Here is a 13246-nt window from a genome sequence, read left to right as displayed (position 1 = left end):
CCGATTGGGGCAGGGCCTGCATTGTGTCCGGTAAGGGGTGGTTCTCCCGGTGGCCGGTGATCCGGCAGTTCAAGGGAGAAGACGGTCGGAGCGACGCTGTGCGCTCCGCCCGTACGGACGCGCTCGCCCCGCGCACCGAGGAGGCCGACACGGTCGCGCGCTCGATCTGCCCCTACTGCGCGGTCGGCTGCGGCCAGCTCGTCTACGTCAAGGACGGCAAGGTCACGCAGATCGAGGGCGACCCGGACTCGCCCATCTCGCGCGGGCGGCTGTGTCCCAAGGGCTCGGCGAGCAAGCAGCTCGTGACCCACCCCGGCCGCCAGACCAAGGTGCTGTACCGGAGACCGCACGGCACCGAATGGGAGCGGCTCGACCTCGACACCGCGATGGAGATGATCGCAGAGCGGGTCATACGGACCCGGCGGGAGACCTGGCAGCAGACCTATGAGGGCAAGGTCGTGCGCCGCACCATGGGCATCGCCGGACTGGGCGGGGCGACGCTCGACGACGAAGAGAACTACCTGATGAAGAAGCTGTACACCGCCCTCGGCGCGATCCAGGTGGAGAACCAGGCCCGTATTTGACACTCCTCCACCGTCCCCGGTCTGGGGACCAGCTTCGGACGCGGTGGCGCGACCACCTTCCAGCAGGACCTGGCGGGTGCGGACTGCATCGTCATCCAGGGCTCCAACATGGCCGAATGCCACCCGGTGGGCTTCCAGTGGGTGGTCGAGGCCAAGGCGCGGGGCGCGAAGGTGTTCCACGTGGATCCGCGCTTCACCCGGACCAGCGCGCTGGCCGACCGGCACCTGCCGATCCGCGCGGGCAGCGACATCGTGCTGCTCGGGGCGCTGATCAACCATGTGCTGGCCAACGAGCTGGACTTCCGTGAGTACGTGCTGGCCTACACCAACGCCGCCGTGATCGTGTCCGAGGACTTCCGGGACACCGAGGATCTTGACGGGCTGTTCTCCGGGTTCGATGCGGAGACGGGCTCGTACGATCCGGGCAGTTGGGCGTACGAGGCGACGGGCGAGGGGACGGACAAGGAGACGCCGAGCGCGCGGGCGCCTGGCGCGCAGCCGCCGGGCGAGGACTTGGAGGGCGAGCAGGCGCCGGGCGAGCGGCTGGAGGGCGGACGGGTCCACGCCGAGGCCGCGGGGGCGGACACCTACGGCTCCGGGGGCGCCGCCGCGCATCCCACCCCGGCGACGGATCCGACGCTGCGCCACCCGCGCTGCGTCTACCAGATCCTCCGGCGGCACTTCGCCCGCTACACCCCGGAGCTGGTCGAGCAGCTGTGCGGCATCTCGCGGGCGCACTTCGCCGAGCTCGCCGACGCGATCACCGCCAACTCCGGCCGGGAGCGCACCACTGCCTGGGTGTACTCCGTCGGCTGGACCCAGCACACCGTCGGCGCGCAGTATATCCGCACTGCCTCGATCCTCCAGCTGCTGCTGGGCAACATGGGCCGCCCCGGAGGCGGCATCCTGGCGTTGCGCGGGCACGCCAGCATCCAGGGCTCCACCGACATCCCGACGCTGTTCAGCCTCCTGCCCGGTTATCTGACCATGCCCCACGCCCACCGGCACGAGGGGCTGGAGGACTACCTCGCCCGGGAGGGCGGCGACGTCGGCTTCTGGGGCCACCGGCGCGCCTACCTGGTCAGCCTGCTCAAGGCGTGGTGGGGGAACGCGGCCACCGAGCGGAACGACTTCTGCTTCGACCACCTGCCCCGCCTGACCGGCGACCACAGCCACTACACCACCGTGATGGGCCAGATCGACGGGACGGTGAAGGGCTACTTCGTGGCGGGCGAGAACCCCGCGGTCGGCTCCTCCGGCGGCCGGGCGCAGCGCCTCGGCCTGGCCAACCTCGACTGGCTGGTGGTACGCGACCTGACGCTGGTGGAGACGGCCACGTTCTGGAAGGACGGCCCGGAGCTTGAGACCGGGGAGATGCGTACCGAGGACATCGCCACCGAGGTGTTCTTCCTGCCCGCCGCGAGTCACGTGGAGAAGGAAGGCACGTTCACCAACACCCAGCGGCTGCTCCAGTGGCGGGAGAAGGCGCTCGACCCGCCCGGCGACTGCCGCAGCGACCTGTGGTTCTACTACCACCTGGGCAAACTGGTCAGGCGACGGCTGAGCGACGACGAGATCGACCGGCCGCTGCGCGAGCTGACCTGGGACTACCCCGAGCTGGGCGAGCATCGGGACCCGTCGGCGTCGGCCGTGCTCCGCGAGATCAACGGGGTCGGCCCGGACGGGCGGGCGCTGTCGGCCTACACCCAGCTCAAGCCGGACGGATCCACCAGTTGTGGCTGCTGGATCTACTGCGGCGTCTACGCCGACGAGGTCAACCAGGCGGCCCGGCGCAGGCCGGGGCAGGAGCAGTCGCCCGTGGCGCCCGAATGGGGCTGGGCCTGGCCGGCCAACAGGCGCATCCTCTACAACCGGGCCTCCGCCGACCCTGAGGGCCGCCCGTGGAGCGAGCGCAAGGCGTACGTCTGGTGGGACGCGGAGCAGGGGAAGTGGACCGGGCGGGACGTGCCCGACTTCGAGCCGAACAAGCCGCCGGACTACCTGCCGCCCGAAGGCGCCCGGGCCGAGGACGCGCTCTCCGGGACCGACGCGTTCATCATGCAGTCTGACGGGAAGGGCTGGCTGTACGTGCCCGCCGGACTGGCCGACGGGCCGTTGCCCGCGCACTACGAGCCGCATGAGTCGCCGGTCGGCAACCCGTTGTACGCCCAGCAGGCCAACCCCGCGCGCAAGATGTACTCGCGACCGGAGAGCCCCTACAACCCGCCGGAGTCGCCGCGCTACCCGTACGTGCTGACCACGTACCGGCTCACCGAGCACCACACGGCGGGTGGCATGAGCAGGCCGCTGGCCTACCTCGCCGAGCTGCAGCCGGAGCTGTTCTGCGAAGTCTCGCCGCAGCTGGCCGCCGAGGTGGGGCTGGTCAACGGCGGCTGGGCCACGATCGTGACCAGTCGCACCGTGATCGAGGCCCGGGTGCTGGTCACCGGCCGGGTACGGCCGCTGCGGATCCAGGGCAGGGTGATCCATCAGATCGGCCTGCCGTACCACTGGGGGTGGGGCGGCGGCGGCCTGGTGACCGGCGACGTCGCCAACGACCTGCTTCCGCTGGTGCTCGACCCGAATGTCTACATTCAGGAGAGCAAGGCCGTGACCTGCGACCTACGGCCCGGTAGACGGCCGAGGGGGCAGGCGATGCTCGACCTGCTGGAGGTGTACCGCGATGGCTGAGCGGATGGGCTTCTTCACCGACACGAGCGTCTGCATCGGCTGCAAGGCGTGCCAGGTGGCGTGCAAGGAGTGGAACCAGCTGCCCGACGACGGCTTCGTGTTCGAGGCGAACTCCTACGACAACACCGGGGCGCTCGGGGCGAACACCTGGCGGCACGTGGCCTTCATCGAACAGTCCCGCCCGGTGCCGATGCCCGTTTCCGCTGACGACGGCTCTCCTGACGACGGCTCTCCTGACGACGGCGTCGAGCGGTGGCTGATGTCGTCGGACGTGTGCAAGCACTGCACGCACGCCGCCTGCCTGGACGTCTGCCCGACCGGCGCGCTGTTCCGTACCGAGTTCGGCACGGTGGTGATCCAGGAGGACATCTGCAACGGCTGCGGCTACTGCGTGTCGGCTTGTCCTTACGGCGTGATCGAGCGGCGCGAGGATGACGGGCGGGCGTGGAAGTGCACGATGTGCTACGACCGGCAACGCGGCGGCCTCGAACCGGCGTGCGCCAAGGCGTGCCCGACCGACTCGATCCAGTTCGGCCCGCTGGACGAGCTCCGGGAGCGGGCTGAGGAGCGGGTGGAGCGGCTGCACGCCGACGGTCAGGCCGAGGCCCGCCTGTACGGCGAGAGCCCGGACGACGGGGTGGGCGGGGCGGGGGCGTTCTTCCTGCTGCTGGACGAGCCGGAGGTGTACGGGCTGCCGCCGGATCCCGTGGTGACCACTCGCGACCTGCCGTCGATGTGGCGCTGGGCGGGGGCGGCGGCGCTGTCCGTGGCCGGGGCGGTGGTGGCGGCATTCGCGGGCTCGGGCGCCTTCACTGGTCCACGGAAGGGAAGACGGCGGTGACGCGGGAGCGGTCGACGGCGCCGAAGGGGGAGCGGTCGATGGTGCCGGAGGGGGAGTTCCGGTCCTACTACGGGCGGCCAGTGATCAAGGCCCCTGTCTGGCACGAACCCCATATGCCGGCATATCTCTACGCTGGAGGTCTGTCGGGGGTTTCGTCGGCTATGGCGATCATGGCCGGGTTCACCGGGAACGACCGGCTGGAGCGCACCGCCCGGGTCGCGGCGGCGATCGGCGCCGCCATCGGAACCGGGTTCCTCATCGCCGAACTGGGCAGGCCCGAACGCTTCCTCAACATGTTCCGCGTGTTCAAGCCCACATCGCCGATGAGCATGGGCTCCTGGCTCCTGGCCGCACAGGGCGGGCTGTCGGCGGTCGCTGCCACGACCGAGCTGACCAGGATCCTGCCCGCCGTGGGAGACGCGGCGGCCCTCGCCACGGGCCTGACCGGCCCGCTGACCGCCACCTACACAGCCGTCGTGGTCGCCGACACCGCCGTACCGGCCTGGCACGAGGCCTACCGGGAACTGCCGTTCCTGTTCGCCGGGAGCGCGCTGGCCAGCGCCGGGGCGGTGGGCATGCTGGCCACCCCGAGGGCGCAGGCGGGGCCGGCTCGCGTGATGGCGGTGATGGGTGCCGTCGTGGAGAGCGTCGCGGGCGTGGTGATGGAACGGCGGCTCGGCCTGGTGGGCGAGCCGTACCGGCTGGGAAAGGCGGGGGGCCGGATGCGCGCGGCCCGCGTACTGGCGGTCGGCGGCGGGCTGCTCGCCTCGATCGCCGGGCGTAGCCGTACCCTCACCGCCCTGTCTGGTCTCGCCCTTACGGCGGGTGCTTTGTGCACCCGGTTCGGCGTCCTGGAGGCGGGCAGGGCGTCGGCCGCCGACCCGAAGTACACGATCGTTCCCCAGCGGCAGCGGCAAGGGCAGCCGCGTTGATGTCGCGTGTTCACCCGGTCACGTGAGCCAGGCCACCGATCCGCATCCGCCTGCTCCCCTTGACCTTCACATGGATGTGAACCCTTACCGTCGCAAATATTACTGATCACGAAAAACGAGGAGATGCCGATGTCAGGCGCAGTGATCATTGGCGCGGGTCCGGGGATCGGGCAGGCGGTGGCCCGCCGGTTCGCCAGGGAGGGCCTGCCGCTGACGCTGATCGCCCGCAACGAGCAGACGCTGCGCACCGCGGCCGAGGCGCTCACTCCCAGCGGTGTCCCGGTTGTCACGCTGGCAGCCGACAGCACCGACCAGGCCGGGCTGAACGCCGCACTCGATCAGGCTGTCAGTGAGCATGGCGTGCCGGACGTCGTCGTGTACAACGCCGCGATCATCCAGGCGGACGCGCCGGGCGAGCTGTCCGTACGCGGCCACATGGAGGCATGGGCGGTGAACGTGGTCGGCGCGATCAACGCCGCGGCCCATGTCGCGCCCGCCATGGCGGCACGCGGCAGCGGTACGTTCCTCATCACGGGCGGCATGCCCGAGCCCAAGCCTCAGTACGTGAGCCTCTCCCTGGGCAAGGCAGGCGTCCGAGCCCTGGTCACGCTGCTCGACGAGGAGTACGGACCCTCGGGCGTACACGTGGCGAGCGTCACCGTGGCCGGCCGGGTCGCCCCTGGCACCGACTTCGACCCGGACGGCATCGCCGAGCACTATTGGCAGTTGCACACACAGCCACGACACCGATGGCAGCGGGAAGTGCTGCACGCCGGCCCAACACCGCCGGAAGATGCTCTCTAGGGGGCGTCAGCCTGCGGTCTGGTGATACGACAACTCGTAGAGGTGCCCGCCCTTGATCAGCACCGACACTCGACCGGCCGATGTCGTCTCCTCCACCTAACCGGCAGGAGGCAGGGTCCGGTGAGTACTCCATGGTCGAGGTTCGGCTGCCACGCGGACCACGGCTCGTTATCCGGAGCCGACCAAGGTCCACACTGCCGAGGCGGGGTCCACACGAGATACGGTCAGCGGAGCCGCAGCTGAGGGCCGTCCAGAGGGACCAGTTCGCCGATGATCGGCGCGCCCGGGATCTCGCCGGCCACCAGCAGGCCGCCGGAGGTCTGGGCGTCGGCTAGTAGCAGCAGGTCGTCCTCGCTGTAGCCGCCGGGATCGAGCCAGGGGCGGACCCAGTCGAGGTTGCGGCGGGTGCCGCCGCTGACGTAGCCGTCGCGTACCGCCTCCCGGGCCCCTTCCAGGTACGGTACGGCCGCCACGTCCACCACGGCCGTGACGCCGCTCGCTCGAGCCAGCTTGTAGAGGTGGCCCAGCAGGCCGAACCCGGTCACGTCCGTCGCGCACCTGGCTCCGGCGGCCAGCGCGGTCCGGGAGGCGTCGCGGTTCAGGGCGGTCATCGCCGCTACCGCCTGCGGGAACACCTCGCCGGTCGCCTTGTGCCGGGTGTTGAGCACGCCGATGCCGAGCGGCTTGGTGAGGGAGATCGGCAGCCTGGGCCGGCCGCCGTCGATGCGCAGCAGCCGGGCGGGGTCTGCCAGGCCGGTGACGGCCATCCCGTACTTCGGCTCCGGGTCGTCGACGCTGTGGCCGCCCGCGACGTGGCAAGCCGCCGCCCGGGCCACGTCCAGGCCGCCGCGCAGGACCTCCTTCGCCAGCTCCATGGGCAGCTTCTCCCTTGGCCAGCCGAGCAGATTGACCGCCACCAAGGGCTCCCCGCCGACCGCGTAGACGTCCGACAGGGCGTTGGCCGCCGCGATGCGGCCCCAGTCGTAGGGGTCGTCGACCACCGGGGTGAAGAAGTCGGCGGTGGCCACGATCGCCCGGTCGCCGTCGATGCGGACCACGGCGGCGTCGTCCCCGTCGTCCAGCCCGACGATCAGCTCCCCGTCAGCGCCATCCCCGTCTGCGGTGTCGCGCCCACCTGCGGCGTGACGCTCTTCGGCGGCGCCGCCGTCCCGTATGCGCAGCTCCGCCACCACGGCCTCCAGCTCGCCCGGCGGGATCTTGCAGGCGCAGCCGCCTCCGTGCGCGTACTGCGTCAGCCGGACCGTCTCGGTGGTGCGTGTCATGGCGCCCTCGGGTGGCTCGCGACGGGTGTGGCGTTTGAGGTCATACCCGCTGTGACGGGTAGGTTTTGCGTTGGAGGCGTCTGGGCGCCTGGTGGCCCCCGCGGTCTTCAAAACCGACGAGGCCGAGGTCCTCGGCCTGGCGGGTTCGATTCCCGTCCGCCTCCGTTCTATTTTCGAAGAGTGGACCCACGCAGGCACGTACCCCGTACGGATGCCGTACTCGCCGATCCGCGGCTGGTCGCGGCGGGTGGGCGGCTGGGTCGGTCGGTCGTCAAGGACGCGGTGGCGCGGGCGCAGCAGCGGGCGCGGAGCGGTGAGATCGGTCCCGAGGAGGTCGCCGACGCGGCGGTGGCGGCGCTCCCGCCGCGGGCCGCGAGCCTGCGTGCGGTGATCAACGCGACCGGCGTACTGGTCCACACCAACCTGGGCCGGGCGCCCCTGTCGCCCGCCGCGATCGAGGCGATGGCCGCCGCGGCGGGTGCCGCCGACGTGGAGTTCGATCTGGAGACCGGCGCCCGGGCCCGGCGCGGGCGGGGGGCGCTGGACGCGCTCGCCCGTGCCGTGCCGGCCGCCGAGGACGTGCATGTCGTCAACAACAACGCCGCCGCGCTCGTCCTGGTGGCGACCGTGCTCGCCGCCGGTCGGGAGATCGTGATCAGCCGGGGCGAGCTCGTGGAGATCGGCGACGGGTTCCGCATCCCCGACCTGCTCGTCTCCACCGGGGCGCGGCTGCGCGAGATCGGTACGACCAACCGCACCTCCTACCGCGACTACGCGGCGGCCGTGGGGCCGGAGACCGGATGCGTGCTCAAGGTGCACCCGTCGAACTTCCGGATCGAGGGCTTCACCGGCTCCGTCGAGGTACGCGAGCTGACCGGGCTCGGCGTGCCCGTCGTAGCCGACATCGGCTCGGGGCTGCTGGCGCGCGAGCCGCTGCTGCCCGAGGAGCCGGACGCGGCGACCGTACTGGCGGCCGGGGCGGACCTGGTGACGGCCAGCGGCGACAAGCTGCTCGGCGGACCACAGGCGGGTCTCCTTCTCGGACGCCGTGACCTGGTCGAACGCTGCAGGCGGCATCCGCTCGCCCGCGCCCTGCGGGTCGACAAGCTGACGCTGGCCGCGCTGGAGGCCACGCTCCGGGGTCCTGTTGTGCCCGTCCGGCTGGCGCTGCATGCCGACCCAGCGGTGCTGGGCGACCGTGCCGCGGCCCTCGCCGGGCGGCTCGCCGAGGCGGGGGTCGACGCGCGGGCGGTGCCGAGCCAGGCCGCTGTCGGGGGCGGCGGGGCGCCCGGGGTGACGCTGCCGAGCGCCGCCGTCAGCCTGCCCGAACGGCTCGCCGCACCGTTGCGCGTTGGTGATCCCCCGGTGGTCGGCCGGATCGAGGGTGGGCGGCTGCTGCTGGACCTGCGCACCGTTCCCGGTGATCGCGACGGCGACGTGGCCCGCGCGATCCTGGGGGCGAGCGGCCTCATGGCACGCTGCGAGGGGAGTGGCTTCGGGGTGAGTGGTCTCGGGCCAAGCGACTTCGGGGTGAGTGGCTTCGGGGCGGGTGGCTGATGTACGTCGTGGCCACGGCGGGTCACGTCGATCACGGTAAGTCCACGCTGGTGCGGGCTCTCACCGGGATGGAGCCCGATCGGCTGGAGGAGGAGCGGCGGCGGGGGCTGACGATCGAGCTGGGGTACGCGTGGACCACGCTGCCTTCGGGACGGCGCCTCGCCTTTGTCGACGTACCGGGGCATGAGCGGTTTCTCAGCACAATGCTGGCGGGGGTCGGTCCGGTGCCGGCGGTGCTCTTCGTGGTGGCGGCGGACGAGGGCTGGATGCCGCAGTCCGAGGAGCATGCGGTGGCGCTGGAGGCGCTCGGCGTACGGCACTGCCTGCTCGCGGTGACCCGGGCCGACCTCGCCGACCCGGCTCCGGCCCTCGACCAGGCACGCACTCGCCTGACCTCGGCCGGGTTGGGTGGCGTGCGTCCGGATACGGCTGTTCTGGGAGGCATGCGGACGGATGCGGCCGGGTTGGAGGGCGCGCGTCTGGAAGCGGCCCGGTTGCGCGGAGAGAGCCCGGATGTGGCCCGGTTGGGCAGTGGTGGTGGCTGTGGTGCGGTTGAGGCGGTGGTGGTGAGTGGGCGGACCGGGCAGGGGCTCGATGAGCTGCGGGAGGCGCTGGACCGGCTGGTCACCGCGCTGCCCGCGCCCGATCCGGAGGCGCCGGTCCGGCTGTGGATCGACCGGGCGTTCAGCGTGACGGGCAGCGGGACGGTCGTGACCGGGACCCTGCCCGAGGGCGTCATCTCGGTGGGTGACGAGCTGGCGCTGGACGGCGAGCCCGTACGGGTGCGGGCGCTGGAGTCCCTGAAGGAGCCGCTGTCCTCGGTGACCGGCGTCGCCAGGGTGGCGGTCAATCTGCGCGGTCACGGCCTGCCGGAGCGCGGCCATGGTCTGCCCGAGCGGGGCCGGGCGCTGGTCACGCCCGGCCGGTGGACGTTTACGGACCTGGTCGACGTCCGGATCACCCCCGTCGGGACCCTCGGGACCCTCCGTGACACCGGCTACGGCTCCGGTCCCGGTCCCGAAGCGGCTGACGTTTCGAGAGGAAGCGGCGCTGGCGTTCCGGAAGGAAGCCGCGGTGGCGTTCGGGTGCGCGGTCGGGGAAGGGAGGATGAGTGGCGGCTGCCTCGGCGGCTGACCGTGCACATCGGGTCGGCGGCGGTGACGTGCGAGGTGCGGACGCTTGGCGGGCGCGTCGTACGGTTGCGCCTGGCCCGCCCGCTCCCGCTCCACCTCGGAGACGTGCTGCTGCTGCGCGACCCCGGCCGGGACCGGGCCGAGGTGCGGGTGGTGGCGGGGGCGAGCGTGCTCGACGTGCGCCCGCCCGCGCTCGGCCGCCGGGGCGCGGCGCGTGCGCACGCCGCCCGGCTGGAGTCGGCCGCCCCGGACGCCGCCTCGGCCGTGCGCATCCATCGGCTGCTGCGCGTGGCTGAGCTGACCGCCATGCTTGGCACGTTCGGCCTGGGCTCGGCCGACCCCACCACGAGCGATTCCGGCGCGGCCCGCTCCACCACGGGCGCCACAGCTGGCGTGCTCCACGCGGACCCGACGGTCGAGGCCGGTGGTCTGGGCGGCGGCCCGGTTTGCGGGGACTGGTACGCCGACCCCGAGTACTGGGCCGAGCTGGGCGAGCGGCTGGCTGACACGGCGCGGCGCTACGCCGTCGAGCACCCTCTGGAGCCCGGCATGCCGATCGAGGCGGCCCGCCACGCGCTCGGGCTGCCCGACCGGCAGTTGGTCGCCGCGCTGGTGCGGGCGCCGTTCACGCTTGCCGAGGGGCGGATCGTGACCCGGCCTGCCGGGCTGCCCGAGCCGGTGGCGCGGGCGGTCGAGCGGCTCAGGGGGGAGCTGGTGGCACACCCCTTCCAGGCGCCGGAGGCCGGGCGATTGGCCGAGCTGGGGCTGGGGTCGCGGGAGCTGGCAGCGGCCGTACGGGCCGGGCGTCTGTTGCGCGTGGCCGAGGGGATCGTGTTGCTGCCCGGCGCGGAGGTACGGGCGGCGGAGCTGCTGCGCCGACTGCCGCAGCCCTTCACGGTCAGCCAGGCCAGGCGGGCCCTCGACACCAGCCGGCGGGTCGCGGTGCCGCTGCTCGAACACCTCGACCGGAGCGGGCTGACGCAGCGAGTGGACGAGGTTCATCGCCGCTGTCTCTGATCACCCCGCCAGCCACCCCGGCAACCACTCCAACAGTCACCCTGCCAACCACCCCAGCGCCACCCCAACAGCCACCCCGCCAACCACCGTGGCAGCCACCCTGACCTGGGTTTCTGCTGGAGGGCGGGTATATATTCGAGTTTGGGGATAAACCATCGTCATCGGGGGGTTGCGATGGTTGGAGATCTGCCGCGACGTCTTGTCGCGGAAGCCATCGGAACGATGTTGCTGGTTCTCTTCGGTGCCGGGTCCGTGGTGTCCGCGCTGGTCATGCAGAACGGCCGACTCGACTACGCCGCACTGGGCATCATCTCGTTCTCGTTCGCCGTGGTGGTCGCGCTCGTCATCTACGCCTTCGGCAGTACGTCCGGCGCGCACATCAACCCGGCGGTCACCATCGCCCTGGCCGCGGGGCGCAGGTTTCCGTGGTCGGAGGTGCCGTTCTACATCGTTGCCCAGCTCGTCGGCGCGTTCGCCGGCGGGCTGTTGATCGTGGGCGGGTTCGGTCGGCGGGCGGTGGACAACGGCGTCGGGCTCACCGCGCTGGGCCAGGGCGTGAATTATGGGCAGGGCATCCTGCTGGAGGCACTGGGGACGTTCCTGCTGCTGCTCACGATCATGGCGCTGGCGGTCGATCGGCGGGCGCCGAGCGGCTGGGCCGGGTGGATGATCGGATTGGCCGTGGCGTGCGAGATCTTCGTGCTCGGCCCGCTGACGGGTGGCTCCGTCAACCCGGCCCGTACGTTCGGGCCGTACCTGACGACCACGGTGTTCGGCGGTAGCGCGCCATGGTGGCAGTACGGCGTCTACATCGCCGGCCCGATCATCGGCGCGGTGCTGGCCGTCGTGGTGTACGACCTGGTGGCGCGCCCGATGCGCGAGCTGCCCGTGTCGGCCGAGCAGGGCACCGCCGGAGAGATCATCGGCGCGCGGGGACAGGATCTGCCCGAGGCGGCTCAGGGCACCGCGGGTGACATCCCGACGGCCCGGCGCCCGCACGACGACCGGATCCGTGACCGAGTGGGGCACATCGGCCGCCGCCGTTGGCGCCCCGGCCATGGGGGGTGATCCGTGACCACGTGAGCGAACGAACATCCGCCACCTATCGGGCAAGGGGGAGTCATGCCCGGCAATAGGGGAGTTTCGTACGAGGGGCCAGGCAACGTCCAGGTACGCGAGACCGACTATCCCGAATTCGAGCTCAAGGACGGCCCGGGAGTGAACCCGGCCAACGTAGGGCGCAAACTACCGCACGCCGCCATTCTCAAAGCGGTGGCGACGAACATCTGCGGCAGCGACCAGCACATGGTCCGCGGCCGCACCACGGCCCCGCCGGGCCTCATCCTCGGCCACGAGATCACCGGTGAGGTGATAGAAACCGGTTCCGACGTGGAGTACATCAAGGTCGGCGACCTCGTGTCCGTACCGTTCAACATCGCTTGCGGCCGCTGCCGCAACTGCAAGGAGGGCAAGACAGGCGTCTGCGAGAACGTCAACCCCGACCGGCCCGGCTCGGCGTACGGCTACGTCGACATGGGCGGCTGGGTAGGCGGGCAGGCCGAGTACGTCCTGGTGCCGTACGCGGACTGGAACCTGCTCAAGTTCCCCGACAAGGAACGGGCCATGGAGAAGATCCTCGACCTGGCCATGCTCTCGGACATCTTCCCGACCGGGTTCCACGGCTGCGTGAGCGCGGGGGTGAAGCCAGGATCGACCGTCTACGTCGCCGGTGCCGGCCCGGTCGGCCTGGCCGCGGCGACCTCGGCGTTCCTGCTCGGAGCCGCCGTGGTCATCGTCGCCGACCTGAACAAGGAACGGCTGGACCAGGCCCACACCTTCGGCTGCGAGACGATCAACGTGGCCCTGGGCGAGCCGAAGGACCAGATCGAGCACATCCTGGGCGAGCCGGTCGTGGACTGCGCCGTCGACGCCGTCGGCTTCGAGGCCCGCGGCCACGGCGGGGAGTCGGACGTGGAGCGTCCTGCCACCGTGCTCAACACGCTGATGGACATCACCCGGGCGGGTGGCGCGCTCGGCATTCCCGGCCTGTACGTCACCGGTGACCCCGGTGCGCAGGACGAGGCGGCCAAGCACGGTTCGCTGTCCATCCGGATCGGCCTCGGCTGGGCCAAGTCGCACTCCTTCGTCACCGGCCAGTGCCCGGTCATGAGGTACAACCGCCAGCTCATGATGGCGATCCTCAACGACCGGGTGCAGATCGCGAAGAATGTCAACGCGACGCCCATCTCGCTGGACGACGCGCCGCGGGGCTACCACGAGTTCGACGAGGGGGCCGCGCGCAAGTACGTGCTCGACCCGCACGGCATGCTCGCCAAGACGGCGTCCTGACGACGCGGTCTCCACTGCGAGCGGTGTAACGCCCGCCGCTCGCAGCAGGTCCGGT

At 71.6% G+C, this 13246-nt stretch carries 9 protein-coding genes and 1 tRNA gene; 9 read left to right on the top strand and 1 reads right to left on the bottom strand.

Features of this window, described 5'->3' with window-relative positions; genetic code table 11:
• Window positions 1-23: 23 nt before the first annotated feature.
• The 4 genes from fdh (at window position 24) to AB0J16_RS30280 (ending at window position 5852) form a co-directional block, all read left to right on the top strand.
• A complete protein-coding gene (fdh, locus tag AB0J16_RS30295) occupies window positions 24-3275 on the top strand; it encodes a formate dehydrogenase (protein ID WP_358545421.1) in 3252 nt (1083 codons plus the stop codon).
• The gene (locus AB0J16_RS30290; protein WP_358545420.1) at window positions 3268-4116 is read left to right on the top strand and encodes a 4Fe-4S dicluster domain-containing protein; all 849 of its coding nucleotides are present in this window, start codon (window positions 3268-3270) and stop codon (window positions 4114-4116) included. Before fdh ends, AB0J16_RS30290 begins: the two co-directional genes overlap by 8 nt.
• The gene (nrfD, locus tag AB0J16_RS30285) at window positions 4113-5048 is read left to right on the top strand and encodes an NrfD/PsrC family molybdoenzyme membrane anchor subunit (protein ID WP_358545418.1); all 936 of its coding nucleotides are present in this window, start codon (window positions 4113-4115) and stop codon (window positions 5046-5048) included. The genes AB0J16_RS30290 and nrfD overlap by 4 nt, the downstream gene beginning before the upstream one ends.
• A 129-nt stretch (window positions 5049-5177) precedes the next feature.
• On the top strand, window positions 5178-5852 hold the full coding sequence (locus AB0J16_RS30280) for an SDR family NAD(P)-dependent oxidoreductase (RefSeq protein WP_358545417.1): 675 nt from the start codon (window positions 5178-5180) through the stop codon (window positions 5850-5852).
• Window positions 5853-6076: 224 nt separating this feature from the next.
• Here AB0J16_RS30280 and selD read toward each other — a convergent pair whose 3' ends face one another.
• Window positions 6077-7135 (bottom strand): selenide, water dikinase SelD, encoded by a 1059-nt coding sequence (gene selD, locus AB0J16_RS30275; RefSeq protein WP_358545416.1) that lies wholly within the window; start codon window positions 7133-7135, stop codon window positions 6077-6079.
• Between the two features lie 72 nt (window positions 7136-7207).
• Between selD and AB0J16_RS30270 the strand changes: the two genes are divergently transcribed.
• From AB0J16_RS30270 to fdhA, 5 genes are all read left to right on the top strand, one after another.
• A tRNA-Sec gene (locus AB0J16_RS30270) sits at window positions 7208-7300 on the top strand.
• Window positions 7301-7315: 15 nt separating this feature from the next.
• Window positions 7316-8692, top strand: a complete 1377-nt coding sequence (gene selA / locus AB0J16_RS30265; RefSeq protein ID WP_358545414.1) for an L-seryl-tRNA(Sec) selenium transferase — start codon at window positions 7316-7318, stop codon at window positions 8690-8692.
• Window positions 8692-10842 carry a SelB C-terminal domain-containing protein gene (locus AB0J16_RS30260; RefSeq protein WP_358545413.1) on the top strand — a complete coding sequence of 717 codons (2151 nt, stop codon included), beginning with the start codon at window positions 8692-8694 and terminating at the stop codon, window positions 10840-10842. Before selA ends, AB0J16_RS30260 begins: the two co-directional genes overlap by 1 nt.
• 174 nt (window positions 10843-11016) lie before the next feature.
• Complete coding sequence (locus tag AB0J16_RS30255) at window positions 11017-11910, top strand: MIP/aquaporin family protein (RefSeq protein WP_358545411.1); 894 nt, start codon at window positions 11017-11019, stop codon at window positions 11908-11910.
• Between the two features lie 54 nt (window positions 11911-11964).
• Window positions 11965-13191: a formaldehyde dehydrogenase, glutathione-independent gene (gene fdhA, locus AB0J16_RS30250; RefSeq protein ID WP_358545410.1), complete on the top strand. Its 1227-nt coding sequence runs from the start codon at window positions 11965-11967 to the stop codon at window positions 13189-13191.
• Window positions 13192-13246: the final 55 nt, after the last annotated feature.

Origin of the sequence: Nonomuraea sp. NPDC049750, assembly GCF_040659625.1 — a bacterium.
Taxonomy (GTDB): domain Bacteria; phylum Actinomycetota; class Actinomycetes; order Streptosporangiales; family Streptosporangiaceae; genus Nonomuraea.
This window is presented reverse-complemented; position numbering and strand designations above follow the sequence as displayed.

Coding starts and splice junctions, on each gene's coding strand:
- AB0J16_RS30290 (WP_358545420.1), top strand. CDS start 3,268: ATGGCTGAGCGGATGGGCTTCTTCACCGACACGAGCGTCTGCATCGGC.
- AB0J16_RS30280 (WP_358545417.1), top strand. CDS start 5,178: ATGTCAGGCGCAGTGATCATTGGCGCGGGTCCGGGGATCGGGCAGGCG.
- selD (WP_358545416.1), bottom strand. CDS start 7,135: ATGACACGCACCACCGAGACGGTCCGGCTGACGCAGTACGCGCACGGA.
- AB0J16_RS30260 (WP_358545413.1), top strand. CDS start 8,692: ATGTACGTCGTGGCCACGGCGGGTCACGTCGATCACGGTAAGTCCACG.
- AB0J16_RS30255 (WP_358545411.1), top strand. CDS start 11,017: ATGGTTGGAGATCTGCCGCGACGTCTTGTCGCGGAAGCCATCGGAACG.
- fdhA (WP_358545410.1), top strand. CDS start 11,965: ATGCCCGGCAATAGGGGAGTTTCGTACGAGGGGCCAGGCAACGTCCAG.